General features: G+C 58.7%; 14 protein-coding genes. 2 read left to right on the top strand and 12 right to left on the bottom strand.

The window, feature by feature from the left end; all coding sequences use genetic code 11:
* Window positions 1–6: 6 nt before the first annotated feature.
* Window positions 7–663: a DsbA family oxidoreductase gene (locus ACA049_RS01485; RefSeq protein WP_497332580.1), complete on the bottom strand. Its 657-nt coding sequence runs from the start codon at window positions 661–663 to the stop codon at window positions 7–9.
* The gene (locus ACA049_RS01480) at window positions 660–881 is read right to left on the bottom strand and encodes a tautomerase family protein (protein WP_094469609.1); all 222 of its coding nucleotides are present in this window, start codon (window positions 879–881) and stop codon (window positions 660–662) included. The genes ACA049_RS01485 and ACA049_RS01480 overlap by 4 nt, the downstream gene beginning before the upstream one ends.
* Before the next feature lie 222 nt (window positions 882–1,103).
* Here ACA049_RS01480 and ACA049_RS01475 point away from each other — a divergent pair, with 222 nt between their 5' ends.
* Entirely contained in the window at window positions 1,104–1,427 is a 324-nt protein-coding gene (locus ACA049_RS01475; protein WP_497332578.1) for a helix-turn-helix domain-containing protein, read from the top strand.
* A 362-nt stretch (window positions 1,428–1,789) separates the two neighbouring features.
* Here ACA049_RS01475 and ACA049_RS01470 read toward each other — a convergent pair whose 3' ends face one another.
* The 4 genes from ACA049_RS01470 to ACA049_RS01455 are packed head-to-tail and all read right to left on the bottom strand — an operon-like array spanning window position 1,790 to window position 5,922.
* Complete coding sequence (locus ACA049_RS01470) at window positions 1,790–2,569, bottom strand: DeoR/GlpR family DNA-binding transcription regulator (RefSeq protein ID WP_497332576.1); 780 nt, start codon at window positions 2,567–2,569, stop codon at window positions 1,790–1,792.
* Between the two features lie 55 nt (window positions 2,570–2,624).
* The gene (pdxA, locus tag ACA049_RS01465; RefSeq protein ID WP_497336747.1) at window positions 2,625–3,626 is read right to left on the bottom strand and encodes a 4-hydroxythreonine-4-phosphate dehydrogenase PdxA; all 1,002 of its coding nucleotides are present in this window, start codon (window positions 3,624–3,626) and stop codon (window positions 2,625–2,627) included.
* Window positions 3,627–3,631: 5 nt separating this feature from the next.
* Window positions 3,632–4,912, bottom strand: a complete 1,281-nt coding sequence (locus tag ACA049_RS01460; RefSeq protein ID WP_497332574.1) for a four-carbon acid sugar kinase family protein — start codon at window positions 4,910–4,912, stop codon at window positions 3,632–3,634.
* On the bottom strand, window positions 4,909–5,922 hold the full coding sequence (locus tag ACA049_RS01455) for a 2-keto-3-deoxygluconate permease (RefSeq protein WP_497332572.1): 1,014 nt from the start codon (window positions 5,920–5,922) through the stop codon (window positions 4,909–4,911). The genes ACA049_RS01460 and ACA049_RS01455 overlap by 4 nt, the downstream gene beginning before the upstream one ends.
* A gap of 604 nt (window positions 5,923–6,526) precedes the next feature.
* Between ACA049_RS01455 and ACA049_RS01450 the strand changes: the two genes are divergently transcribed.
* Window positions 6,527–7,453, top strand: a complete 927-nt coding sequence (locus ACA049_RS01450) for a LysR family transcriptional regulator (RefSeq protein ID WP_109627420.1) — start codon at window positions 6,527–6,529, stop codon at window positions 7,451–7,453.
* Here ACA049_RS01450 and ACA049_RS01445 read toward each other — a convergent pair.
* The 6 genes from ACA049_RS01445 to ACA049_RS01420 all read right to left on the bottom strand — a co-directional run bounded on the left by ACA049_RS01445 (window position 7,370) and on the right by ACA049_RS01420 (window position 11,954).
* Window positions 7,370–7,687 carry an AzlD domain-containing protein gene (locus tag ACA049_RS01445; RefSeq protein WP_094469616.1) on the bottom strand — a complete coding sequence of 106 codons (318 nt, stop codon included), beginning with the start codon at window positions 7,685–7,687 and terminating at the stop codon, window positions 7,370–7,372. The two genes, ACA049_RS01450 and ACA049_RS01445, sit on opposite strands and share 84 nt — an antisense overlap.
* On the bottom strand, window positions 7,666–8,382 hold the full coding sequence (locus ACA049_RS01440; RefSeq protein ID WP_497332570.1) for an AzlC family ABC transporter permease: 717 nt from the start codon (window positions 8,380–8,382) through the stop codon (window positions 7,666–7,668). Before ACA049_RS01440 ends, ACA049_RS01445 begins: the two co-directional genes overlap by 22 nt.
* The gene (locus tag ACA049_RS01435; RefSeq protein WP_178082335.1) at window positions 8,379–8,792 is read right to left on the bottom strand and encodes a GNAT family N-acetyltransferase; all 414 of its coding nucleotides are present in this window, start codon (window positions 8,790–8,792) and stop codon (window positions 8,379–8,381) included. Before ACA049_RS01435 ends, ACA049_RS01440 begins: the two co-directional genes overlap by 4 nt.
* Window positions 8,793–8,838: 46 nt before the next feature.
* Window positions 8,839–9,588, bottom strand: coding sequence for a 2OG-Fe dioxygenase family protein (locus tag ACA049_RS01430; protein WP_497332568.1), 750 nt, complete (start codon window positions 9,586–9,588; stop codon window positions 8,839–8,841).
* Window positions 9,589–9,820: 232 nt separating this feature from the next.
* Complete coding sequence (locus ACA049_RS01425) at window positions 9,821–11,107, bottom strand: OprD family porin (protein ID WP_497332566.1); 1,287 nt, start codon at window positions 11,105–11,107, stop codon at window positions 9,821–9,823.
* A gap of 232 nt (window positions 11,108–11,339) precedes the next feature.
* On the bottom strand, window positions 11,340–11,954 hold the full coding sequence (locus ACA049_RS01420; RefSeq protein WP_497332564.1) for a DsbA family protein: 615 nt from the start codon (window positions 11,952–11,954) through the stop codon (window positions 11,340–11,342).
* Between the last annotated feature and the right edge of the window lie 22 nt (window positions 11,955–11,976).

The following is an 11,976-nucleotide window of genomic DNA, read 5'->3' as shown; positions in this document are numbered from 1 at the left end:
AAGTAATCAGGCTTCGGCGGGGGCCTTGGCCATTTGTCTCAACATCTGTTCGTAGTACTCGACCGACTGCGAACCGGACACCAGATGACGACCGTTCAGCACCATGGCTGGAACAGAGTTGATGCCGTGCTGGCGATAAAACGCTTCAAGCTCACGCACTTCTTTGGCAAACGCGCCGGACGCCAACACCTCTTGCGCAGCCGCCGCATCCAGTCCCGCTTCAGCCGCCAGACGAACCAGCGTCTCGCGATCACTCGGGTTCTGGCCGTCGGTGAAGTAAGCGCGCAGCAGGATTTTCTTGAGAGCGACCTGCCGCCCTTCCTGCAACGCCCACAACAGCAGCCGATGCGCATCAAACGTGTTGTAGAAGTGGGTGCGCTTCTCCAGATCGAACTTGAAACCGATGGCCGCGCCACGTTCGATCTGCATCGCTTTGCCGGCGGCGACGTCTGCGGCGGTGCGTCCATATTTGCGCATCAAATGCTCGACCGCTTTTTCGCCGACCGCCGGCATGTCCGGGTTCAACTCGAAAGGCTTGTAGGTCAGCTCCACCGAAATCTCACCGGCCACGTTCTCGATCGCTTGCTCCAGCGCCGTCGCACCCAATGCGCACCACGGGCACACCACGTCGGAGATGAAATCGATGGAGACGGACGCGGTCATGACTTGCCCTCCGCCTCTGCCAGTTCCTTGCGGTACTTAGTGGTGGTGATGCCGGCGTAGCCCCAGTTATCGGTGTCGACTTCTTCGATCACGATGTGGGTCAGGTGCGGATCCTTCTTCAGGACGCGTTCCAGGGTTTCAGTGATTTCGGCGATCACCTGAGCTTTCTGCTCAGAGGTAACGCCATCGCGGGTGATGCGGACACTTACGAAAGGCATGAGGAATCTCCAAGTGACCTTCCCTTCGGAATGAATGGGTCGGCGTTGGAGCTCAATGTATGGAGTTAGCTGGAGGGGATAAAGGTGGGGGCGGGAACATCATTAGTTACTTGGTGTAATGAGTGTCGTCGCACAGGCATCACACGTTTGCGTCCGAAAGGCTCAATCGGCTAGCCTGCGTTTATCGAAAATTTTAGATAACTCAAAGGACGGGAGACGTACATGGCAGTTCAATTCTTCGACAGCCCATTCCATGTCACGCATGAAAAAGAAGTCGCCAGCAAAATCGCGCTGAAGATGGAGCTTTCGATATTCATCACTGACTGCATCAAAAAACTGGGCCTCAAACAGAGTGAGGCCGCAGCGAGATTGAACGTGACCCAATCCCGCGTTTCAGAGCTCACCACTGGCAAGATCGAGAAATTCACGATCGATGCAATGATGGACATGCTGGATAAACTCGGCTTTCGCACCACTTTTACGTTGCCGTCCAACGATGTCGGGGCGACGCCTCAGATCGTTATTTCACATGCTCGCGACCACTAAATGTTGTGCGATTTTTCGGTAGGACTCAGCCCCTTCTGGTGTAGTCCGTTTTGCAACATGTCTCACTTTTTCAATTTCTGCGACACGTCACGAAAACGTGTCGCCGACGGAGACATGTGCAAGTCAAAAACGCTCCATGCATTAACGGCCTAACCTCAGCAAAAGCGAGGCGGGCGACCGACCTGAGCTCAAGCACTCACGTTTCCTTGTAGGAGCTGTCGAGTGAAACGAGGCTGCGATCTTTCGATCTTGATCTTCAGCGATGCCAAAAAGATCAAGATCAAAAGATCGCAGCCTCGTTTCACTCGACAGCTCCTACAGAGGAATACGTCCTCCGGAGCCGTGATCGCAGCCTTCAGCAGCTACATTGACTGCGTAGCGACTGTTTCCACGGTGATCTGCTTGTTCGCCCGAAACGGCGCAAGCGCTGCTTCATCCGCAGTGGCGCCAGTAATCAACCGCCACTCCCGCTCAATCGGCGTCCAATGCTGTTGCCGCGCACGCCCTAGCTTGTCAGTGTCCGCAAGGACAACAATTTGCGCCGCCCGTTTGATAATGCATTCCTTGAGGTACGCCTGCTGCGCACTCGCCTCACACAACCCAAACTCCGCCACCACGCCATCCGCCCCCAGGAAGGCCTTGTCGACACTCAACCGACTCAACGTCAGTTCCGCCAACGGCCCCAACGTGCTCATGCTCGAACCGCGCAAATCACCGCCGATCAACGTCAACCGCACGCCCGGCGCATTGGCCAAGGTCATCACGGCGAGCAAGTTGTTGGTCACCACATGCACGTCTTGTCGCGAGCAAAGATGATGGGCCAGCGCAGCACACGTGGTGCCGCCATCAAGCAACACGGTATCGCCATCCTGAACATGCGCCGCCGCGGCCTGGGCGATGGCGTCTTTTTGCTCCCACTGCGATGTCTTGCGTTCTTCCAGCGAAGCTTCCGGTTCGTGAACGCCGACAACTGAAGTCGCGCCGCCATAGGTCCGCACCAGATGTCGCTGTTTGGCGAGCATGGTCAGGTCGCGTCGCACCGTGGCTTCCGAGACCCCGAGCGCCGCGCTCAATTGCTCGACGTTGGCATCGCCAATGCGTACGAGATCGAGGATGGCGCGGTGGCGTTCGGAGGCTTTCATGGCGGGTCTCGTTGTGTGGACGGTGGTCGATCTTACACGACAGCACCCACGCGACTCATCCCCGTCGCGTGGCAAGCTCCGCGCCCTGGCGCAGCGCTTCGAGCAGGCTGCGTTCATCGGCGATGCCTTTGCCGGCGATATCGAAAGCCGTGCCGTGGTCGACCGAGGTGCGGATCACGTCCAGACCCACGGTGACGTTTACGCCTGCTTCGAGGCCGAGCACTTTGACCGGGCCGTGGCCCTGGTCGTGATACATCGCCACCACGAGGTCGAAGTCGCCGCGTCCGGCGCGGAAGAACAGGGTGTCGGCGGGCAGCGGGCCGGTGACGTCGAGGCCGCGCTCTTGCAGCAGCTTCACTGCAGGGATGATTTTTTCTTCCTCTTCGCCGTAGCCGAACAAACCGTTTTCACCGGCATGGGGGTTGATCCCGCACACGCCGATTCGCGGTCTGGCGATGCCGGCCTTAATCAGTGTCGCGTTGCCGCGTTCGATGGTGCGCTGGACCAGGCCCGGCTCGATCTTGCGGATCGCGTCGATGATGCCGATGTGGGTCGTGACGTGAATCACGCGCAGTTGCGGCGCCACCAGCATCATCGACACTTCGTCGACGTTGGTCAGATGCGCGAGCATTTCGGTGTGGCCGGGGTATTTGTGGCCGCCGGCGTGCAGCGCTTCCTTGTTCAGCGGCGCGGTGCAGATCGCATCAATCTGGCTGGCCTCGGCGAGTTGCACGGCGCGGGCGATGTATTGATAAGCGGCGTCACCGGCGATGGGCGACAGTTCACCGAACGGCAGGTCGTCGGGGATCAGGTCGAGGTCGATGCAGTCAATGGTGCCGGCTTCGTACAAAGCCTGGGAGGCGTCTTCGATGCGGCGCACTTTGGCGCTGCCGCCGACGATGACGTTGGCTTGCTCGAGGCGGCGGGCATCGCCGATCACCAGCGGCCGGCATTGTTGGTAGACGACGTCATGAGTCAGGCTCTTGACGATGATTTCCGGGCCGACACCGGTGGCGTCGCCCATGGTGATGCCGATGATGGGCAGGTAGTTGGTCATAGTGTTCATTGGAGTCCTTGGATTCGTGTGCGTTGGGGCGGGGAGCGATCGGCGCTAGCGCTCAAGTGCTGCCATGCCGCATACAAGGCGTTGTCGGTGCCGAACGCGCCGGCCTTGGTAACGATGCCGGGACGATGGCCCTGACGGGAAACGGTTGGCCGGGCGAAGGCGACGCCGGCTTCGATTTCGGTCAGCAGTTGCAGGCTGTCGATGCCGACGGTGGTCAAGATGGCCCGGGCCGTTTCGCCGCCCGTGGCGATCAGACCGCCGACCTTGGCGAAGTGCGGTTCGACCAGCACCGCGAGCATGGTTGAGAGTTGTGCGCCCTCCTGGGGATCGAACGCTTCATCGCGGCCGATGCGCAGCAGCAGGTCGCTCCAGCCGTCCAATTGTTCGCCGATGCGCGATTGCCACATCGACCAATCGCCATGTGTTGTGCCCTGGCGAAGGACTTCGGGCGGGACGACCAATTCGCCGACGCCACCACGCTCCTTGAGCAAAGCACACTGCCGCTCGCAGACGCCGGAGAGGCTGCCGACGAGTATCAGAATAGGCGCCTGACTTTTTTCGAGAGCATCGGGTTCGATGGCCGTGAAACGTGCGTCAGAGAAATCCGGAAGACTGGCGATTTCCCGCGCAAGGCCACCCGAACCGATCCAGAACAGCGGCTGCTCCATCGAGGCGGTCAGGCGAGCGAGGGTCAGCAGGTCGTCTTCGGTTTGTGCATCGACGATCAATGCCTGGGTGCCGCTGCGGGCGACTTCGGCAATGTGCCGCTCGAGCGCTTTTTCGTTGCCGCGCAAGGTATCGAGGTCGAGCTTCGCAGTGCTCAGGCCTGCGGCAACGAGCATCGCTTCGACATCGGCCGGACGATCAGCGTTTTCCAGTTTCCAGGTATCGGTGGTTTCCAGCGGTTGGCCGTTCACAAATACCCGACCGCCGTGCAACGTACGCCCGGTGGCGGGAAACGCCGGGGCGACGATGGCCAGGCCCGCCAACGGTTGCAGGGCGGCGACTTCGGCCGCCCAGTTGCCGCGCAGCGTCGAATCGATTTTCTTGTACAGCCGCTGCCCGGGTTGATGCAAGGCCTTGAACGCGGCGACGGTGCGCTCGGCGGCCCGCGCCGGGGAGAGACGTCGAGTGTCGGTGTCGGCGGCAATCACCTGAGCGTCGGCCTTGTCATTCAAGGGGTCGAGCGTGACGACCGTTTGCATCCCCACGCTCGCGAAGCCGATGGCGCAGTCCGCTGCGCCGGACAGGTCGTCAGCGATGATCAGAATCCTCATCGCAAGGCCTCCTGCTTTTGAGGTTCGATCCCCGGTTCGGGTATGACGACCGGGTTGCGCTGCTGCACACGTTTGGCGACGGCAGCGGTGAGCAGCGGTGCGAGGATTGCGGTGACCACGACGCAGGCGGCTACCAGAATGGTCGCGCTCTTGGCCGCTTCGGCGTACACCGGGTTGGCCGCTGCGATCAGCGCAGGGACGGCGGCGGCATTCCCGGCGGTGGTGGCTGCGGCAACACCCGCGACGCCAGTGCCACCGGTCAAACGGTCAGCGAAGAACAGCGGGATGCCAGTCAGTACGACCACTGCAACGCCCATGCCGAGACCCAACAAGCCGGCTTGCCAGACGTTATGCAAATCCAGGCTGGCGCCGAGTGCCAGGGCGAAGAATGGGATCATCACCGGAACAGCTTTTGCCAGAAAGTCGCGCATGTCACGGTCGAGGTTGCCCAACAGCATGCCGAGGGCCAGTGGCAGGATGCTGCCCACCAGCGTTGGCCAAGGGAAGGCCGACAGACCGGCGATGCCCAAGGTGACCATCGTCAGAAAAGGCCCGGACTCAAGCGACATGACCGAATAGGCACCGACGTCTTCGGAGCGACCGTATTGCCCCATCAGCGCCATATACAAGCCGCCGTTGGTGTCGTTCATCGCCGCGACCACTGCAAGCGTCGATATACCGGCGAAAAGGCCAGACGAAACCGGCTGCTCGCCCAGGAAGTGCCCGAGCACAATGCCGATAAGCACGGCAATGCCGACTTTCGTGATGAGCAGCGTGCCGCCCTTCTTCAGCAGATAAGGCGTGGCCTTGATATTGATGCTCGCGCCCATGCAGACGTAGAACACCGCGAGGATGGGTAACGCCCCGGTGAACAGTGCATTGGTGAAAGAGCCGAAAAACTTCGGAGTGTCGGGAAGGAACGTAGCCACCAGCGAACCGATCAGCAGCGGGACAATCATCATGCCGCCAGGGATGCGTTCAATGGTGCGCTTGATAGGAATTTGGGCCACGAGGGTCTCCTTTTATAATTGTTTGGTAAGACGTACTTCACCTCGAAACTGACTGAATCAATCATTTTGTGATTGAGTCAGTCAAAATTATCTTAGGCGCTCGGTACGAATTGCGCAAATCAATCATTCAAATGATCGTATTGATCATTTGTGAGCGCTCGATGTGACAGGCGACCCGCTTCCTCCTTATACGTCCCCCCTTGTAGGAGCTGTCGAGTGAAACGAGGCTGCGATCTTTTGATCTTGATTTTCGGCGGATCTGAAATTGCTGAAGATCAAAAGATCGCAGCCTCGTTTCACTCGACAGCTCCTACAGGGAACACGTGTTCTCAAAGACAACGCAGGAAATAATCCCCAGCGCTGTGGGTTTCGAACCCAAAAAAAATGCCCAAACCTCTCGGTCCGAGCATTTTTTTGACCCTGATCACCCGCCCCTCCCCAAAAACCTCGACTCTATGTAAGCCTCCAGCCATCGGACGCAGCATCATTTCGCTACTAAACTCGGGACAAGCGTGTTCATGTGCAGGATTATAGCCAGCACGTATCGCCCAACCGACGGCCAGGTACTCAACAATAGCCAGCCCACTTTAGAGGGCATTACCCAATGGATAGCAGAACCCTACGCAACCTGATGCGCATTGTGCAGACCGGCTCTTTGTCGGCGGCGGCAGAGCATTCCTGTCTAACCGTGCAGGCGTTGGCCGCGCAGTTGAACAAGGTCGAAGAGCAATTCGGTTTTCGGTTGTTTCGTCGCTCCAACAAGGGGTTGACCCTGACTCCGCAAGGCACGGAACTCACGCCTTACATGGACAAGGTGTTGGTTGCCACGCGGCAACTGGAAGAAAAAGTCGCGGCATTGAAGGTGCCCGGGCAGCGCACGCTCAAGGTGGCGCTGAACACGACGCTGTCGGCTGACTTCAATCGGCGAATGATCGGACGCCTGATCGAGGTGTTTCCCGACTATCAGCTGGAATTCAGCTACGCCGAGTCGATGGAAAACCTCAGCAAGCTGAAGAACGAAGATTTCGACCTGGCCGTGTTGATCGGCCCGCAGAAACCGGGTTTGCCCAGCATCATCCTTCCCGAGGTCCAGGTGCAGGTGGTCGGTGCGCATTGCGGTCAGGAACATGATCCGCTGGTGTTGCTCGGCAACAAGTTTCAGGTGCGTCCGGCGGACGATTGCCCGTATTCCCACAGCTTTTTGCGCTTTCTCGACGCGGGTCTGGGCAATTATGAGTCGGGCAAGCGGATGGTCTATTCGTGCAGCGAAACCCTGACGTTGTCGTTGATCACGCAAATGGACGGCCTCGGCATGGTCTCGCGGGATGCGGCCCAGCGTAACGGCCTGACCATTTTCCCCGGTTTCGAGGATGCCCTCGAAGTGCGGCTGGCGATCAATAATCCGGAGTTGTCGGGTCAGGCCTTGCACGATGTGGTTGACCTCCCGCTACATGAACGAGCCGAGCGCAATGTACGCAGCCGTTCCCACCGCAACGGAGAGAAAGAGGTTTTTGCTGAAATACGCACATAACAACGTCGGAATCGCGGCATAAAATTCCGGGCGATCGAGCTGCACGTGCTGATCCTTGATCAACAACGGCGTAAGGCTGATGGCAGCGACGATCGCCACCGGCAGGTATTCCAGCGCCCGGGCGACGAAGGGCGGCCAATGGTCGGTGTTCACTTGCAGCGGCAACGCGCGCGGCAGGAAGGTCACGGCCATCATCAGCGCGACCACCAGAATCAGGAACGTTTGGTCAGGCATACGCCCACCCCGCAGCCGACGAATGTGGCAATGAAGACGTTGAAGGGCGAGCTGCCGACCAGGCTCAGCGCGCCCATGCAGGCGACAGCAGCCAGTGCGGCGATGAGTTTGTTACGCGTGTTGCACAGCGACACCAGCACGTAGAGCATCATCGCGGTCAGCGCGTAGTCGAGCTGATACTGAATCAAGTGCGCCGCGTACTGCGCGCAAATCGCCCCCAGCAAACCACCGAGCACCCACGAGGTGTGGCAATACAGATTGAAGCCGATCAGGTAACGCACGTTGACCGGCGAACCCTTGCCCAGCTTGACGCTGTGGAAGGCGAACGACTCATCGGTCAGCCCACCCGCGTAACACCAGCGTTCCATTCGACTGAGCCCCATCGCCTGCAACGCCTTGGCCATATAGACCGACATCAGCATGTGCCGCGCGTTGATCAAAAACGTGGTGAGAATGATGGTGGTGAGCGAAGCACCGCTGGAAATCAGCGCCAGGGCGGCAAACTGCGAAGCGCCGGCATACACGAACAGGCACATGGCGACCGGCAGCCACACAGGCAACCCGGCATTCACCGCCATCAAACCGAACACAAACGACACCGTGAAGTAACCCGCAATCACCGGGCTGGCTTCGGCGAAGGTGCGCGAAGCATGCGGCTCGACCATCAGCGGCTGGCTGCTGGACGTCTCATTCATAGGTCCCTCTCAAATGTTCTTTCGCCGCGCGGTTCGCAAAAACCCTGGGCGCTCCAGAAGCGTTGGCCGGCAAGGTTAGCATCGTCGACGAACAGGAACATGCGCAGCACGCCCACGCGCTTCATGTCTGAGGACGCCGCTTCAACCAGGCGTTGGCCGACGCCCTGGCTTCGGTAATCCGGGCTCACGGCGAGGTGGTTGATCGTGCCGCGACTGCCGAGCATTCCGCCCAACACCGCGCCGACGATTTCGCCGCTGACATCCAGTGCGATAAACGCGGTGGTGGTCTTTTGCACCAGCACACCGCGCAGGCATTTGGCGTCCTGCCATTCACAGAAAGACACTTCTTCAAATTGCCGAAAGAAGCGTTCCAGGCGCTGTGCATCCTTGGCTGTCGTACGCCGCAGCATCACCGGTGCGGGGCACTCGGCGAGGCTGCTTACGGCGTTGTACTGTTCAGCGAACAATGTCAAAAGCGGTCCCGGGCCGCGAGAAAGAGATCGCCAGAATCTGCCGGTACGCCATGTCGTGAGAATGGGTATTGCGTGCCGGTGTCACGTAGTGACGCATGTCGCGATCGAGAAAGTAGGTGGTGTCGAGGATTTCCTGATACGTCGTCGAGGCCAGGTGTTCCTGGTTTTCCGTGTCGTACAAACGGCTCTCCGCCCCTTCAACGTTATTGCGTCCCCAGAAGTGCACGCCGCTGAACGGATAACCGTCGCAGTGAATCCCTTCCGGAGTGATTTCCAGCTGTTTGCCAGGCTTGATCTCGATGCGGATCTGATGAATCTGGCATTGCCAGATTTCATCGTGCAACTCGGGTGGCAAAACGTTTTTGTACACTTCGAAATCGGTGTCGATCAGGCTGCGCATCACCGGCGAACTAATGATTTCATCGGAGAAGTCCTGGAAGTGCCGAACCATCCCGCCCACGTAACTGTTGTTGGCCTTGGACTGAACATAGGCGCGGTGTTCCAGCTGCTTGAGGTCGCGGGTCACCGGGTTGTATTCGAAATCGCTGTAACGACGGTAGCGCATGCCCGCCTCGGCCTGACCGTAGTAACTGTCCGGCTCCATGTTTTCCCAACTTCTGGTCAATCTGACGAAATCGTTGAAATGACCGAAGAGATTGAAGTCAGCACCCCGGACGTTGGCATATTTGTCACGCCGTAGCGATTCGCCCACTTCTCTGTTCAAAACGATCATTTTTAAAATCTCCGTGCAATTAGCAGCCTAATCTAGAGAGCGCAGGATTTACGTCCATGAGAAAGAATTTGAGGCATATCAAGCGCTGCTTGAAACGGAGGATGACGTTGCTTTAATTCGACTTTTCACGATCGAAAATGGCCTTTTTATGCGTATTTCGACGGATCTCAGGCGAAAAAAAACCCCGAGCCAGTCGGGGTTTTTTATCGAGTGTTGAACACTCAATCGATCATCAGAAGATGTTGATCGGGTAATCCACGAACACACGCACTTCGTTACCGCTGACGTTGTACTCGCTGGATTTCTGCGAGACACGCAGGATCGAGCTGCGCAGTTTCACGCTCAGGTCTTTGGCCGGGCCACTTTGCACGACGTACTTGAACTGGTTGAAGATTTCGCGCTCGGTGCCGCCTTCGCTGGTGGACGTGGTGATGTTGTCACCGCGCACGTAGGCGAAGTTGTAGCTCAGGCCAGGAACGCCGAATGCGGTGAAGTCCAGGCCGTAGCCCAACTGCCAGCTGCGTTCGTCTTCAGCGTTGAAGTCGGACCAGTAGGAGTTCGCCAGGTAGATGGTGTTGCCACCGTCACCGACACGACCTTGATCCTTCTGATAGCCGCCGTAGGCATAACCCAGGTTGCTGTCGCCGGTGCTGCGCTGGTGAGCGAGGGTGAACGAGTGCGGGCCGGTGGCGAAGGTCGCTGCCAGGCTCCAGATCTTGTTGTCGTCGCCGGTAGCGCCGCTTTCGCGGACATAGGAATCGTCCAGCTTGGTGCGATAGCCGTTGAAGTCCAGGGTCAGGGACTGATCCTTGTCGATCGGGAACACGTAGTTGGCGTTCACGTATTGCTTCTTCAGCACGTCTTCGACGTCGGATGCGTACAGCGCAGCCTTGAATTGCTCGGTGAACTGGTAGCTACCGCCCAACACGTTGATCGACTTCAGGCCACCACTGTCACGGCCTTCAGCGCTTTTGCGCGACTCGGCGGTGAAGCGACCGGCGTTCAGCTCCAGGCCTTTGATCTCCTTGGAGGTGATCAGGGTGCCGGTGTAGCTTTCTGGCAGCAGGCGCACGTTGTCGTAGCTCAGCACCGGCAGGGCCGGCATCTGGTCGCCGTAGGTCAGCGTGGTGCTGGAGAGACGGAATTTGACCGCTGCGCCGCCCTTCGACAGGTCGTCAGCCGCGTTGCCGCTGTCGCCCTTTTTAAAGAAGTCGATGCCTTGGGCGCCAGTGCGACCCTTGCCGCCATCCAGACGCAATGCGTACAGACCGAACGCGTCCACACCGACACCGACGGTGCCTTGGGTGAAGCCGGACGAGAACGTGCCGATGGCCGCTTGGCCCCATTCGGCTTTATCGGGACGGCCGTCTTTGTAATCACGATTGATGTAGGCGTTGCGCAGCAGCACTTTGAGGCTGCTGTCTTCAACAAATCCCTTGGATTCGGCCTGGTCGTTAGCCATGGCCTGTGTAGCGCTCAACATCCCCAGAGCGATCAGGCTGATTCGCTTATTCAACATTTTGTTTTTTTCCTTATTACCGGTTGATACGCGCTGTGTCGAACGGCTGAAATGGCGCTATCGCACTCTTTTTTCACCCCAAAACAAAAAGGCCCGCCCACGAGAAAATCGTGGCGGGCCTTTTTATTATTTTGTTGAGTCATGGCGGTTAGCCACAGGCGTTGGTGAATGCTAGCCGCGCCCAGAACGCCGTGTCAATTTGATGAATCGTCTATCGATAGGCTGAAAACGTCTAAGCGGACTGAGCAAGCCAGGTCGCAAAGGCCTGCGGCTTGCCGAGCCATGGGCTGACATCGACCAGGGTGAATTGGCCATTTTGCTCAAGGGCCAGCGTTGGAAAACCCTGGCCGCCGACGCGGGCCAACAAGGCCCGACTGTCCTTGATATGCCGATCGGTATCGGCCTTGTGGAATGCGGCCTCGAAAGCCTGGGGTTTCAGGCCGATGTCCTTTGCCAGTTCAAACAACACCGCTTCATCGGCGATGCGTCGACCTTCCACGTAGTGAGCCGTCTGCAAACGCCCCAGCAATTCAAGTGCGCGCCCCGCTACCTCTTCGGCGGCCAACACTGCCGCAATCGGTGGCGTGGAATCGAACACAGCCGTGTCATCGCGCAACAAGCCTTCGAAATACGCTTCGCCAAAGGGTTGGCCGGTGTACTCGGCGATGCGCCGGTCGTGGGGCATCACGTAGTTGCGCAGTTGAGGCGAAACGCTTTTACGGTCGGCGCCGCTCATCATGCCGCCTCCGTGGGCGATCACCGGCAACACGCCCTGCGCAGCTTGCACCAGCGGTTTGGCGCCGTAGCACCAGCCGCATAAAGGGTCGTAAACGTAGTGAAGGATCATGGCGAGACTCCGGCAACCAATC

It is taken from the genome of Pseudomonas sp. LBUM1662, assembly GCF_059695915.1.
This window is presented reverse-complemented; position numbering and strand designations above follow the sequence as displayed.

What these genes read in the sequence shown, in the direction of transcription:
- ACA049_RS01420 (WP_497332564.1), bottom strand. Translation starts at nt 11,954, where the DNA reads ATGATCCTTCACTACGTTTACGACCCTTTATGCGGCTGGTGCTACGGC.
- ACA049_RS01440 (WP_497332570.1), bottom strand. Translation starts at nt 8,382, where the DNA reads ATGAATGAGACGTCCAGCAGCCAGCCGCTGATGGTCGAGCCGCATGCT.
- ACA049_RS01425 (WP_497332566.1), bottom strand. Translation starts at nt 11,107, where the DNA reads ATGTTGAATAAGCGAATCAGCCTGATCGCTCTGGGGATGTTGAGCGCT.
- pdxA (WP_497336747.1), bottom strand. Translation starts at nt 3,626, where the DNA reads ATGACCAACTACCTGCCCATCATCGGCATCACCATGGGCGACGCCACC.
- ACA049_RS01475 (WP_497332578.1), top strand. Translation starts at nt 1,104, where the DNA reads ATGGCAGTTCAATTCTTCGACAGCCCATTCCATGTCACGCATGAAAAA.
- ACA049_RS01435 (WP_178082335.1), bottom strand. Translation starts at nt 8,792, where the DNA reads ATGCTGCGGCGTACGACAGCCAAGGATGCACAGCGCCTGGAACGCTTC.
- ACA049_RS01485 (WP_497332580.1), bottom strand. Translation starts at nt 663, where the DNA reads ATGACCGCGTCCGTCTCCATCGATTTCATCTCCGACGTGGTGTGCCCG.
- ACA049_RS01480 (WP_094469609.1), bottom strand. Translation starts at nt 881, where the DNA reads ATGCCTTTCGTAAGTGTCCGCATCACCCGCGATGGCGTTACCTCTGAG.
- ACA049_RS01450 (WP_109627420.1), top strand. Translation starts at nt 6,527, where the DNA reads ATGGATAGCAGAACCCTACGCAACCTGATGCGCATTGTGCAGACCGGC.
- ACA049_RS01445 (WP_094469616.1), bottom strand. Translation starts at nt 7,687, where the DNA reads ATGCCTGACCAAACGTTCCTGATTCTGGTGGTCGCGCTGATGATGGCC.
- ACA049_RS01470 (WP_497332576.1), bottom strand. Translation starts at nt 2,569, where the DNA reads ATGAAAGCCTCCGAACGCCACCGCGCCATCCTCGATCTCGTACGCATT.
- ACA049_RS01430 (WP_497332568.1), bottom strand. Translation starts at nt 9,588, where the DNA reads ATGATCGTTTTGAACAGAGAAGTGGGCGAATCGCTACGGCGTGACAAA.
- ACA049_RS01460 (WP_497332574.1), bottom strand. Translation starts at nt 4,912, where the DNA reads ATGAGGATTCTGATCATCGCTGACGACCTGTCCGGCGCAGCGGACTGC.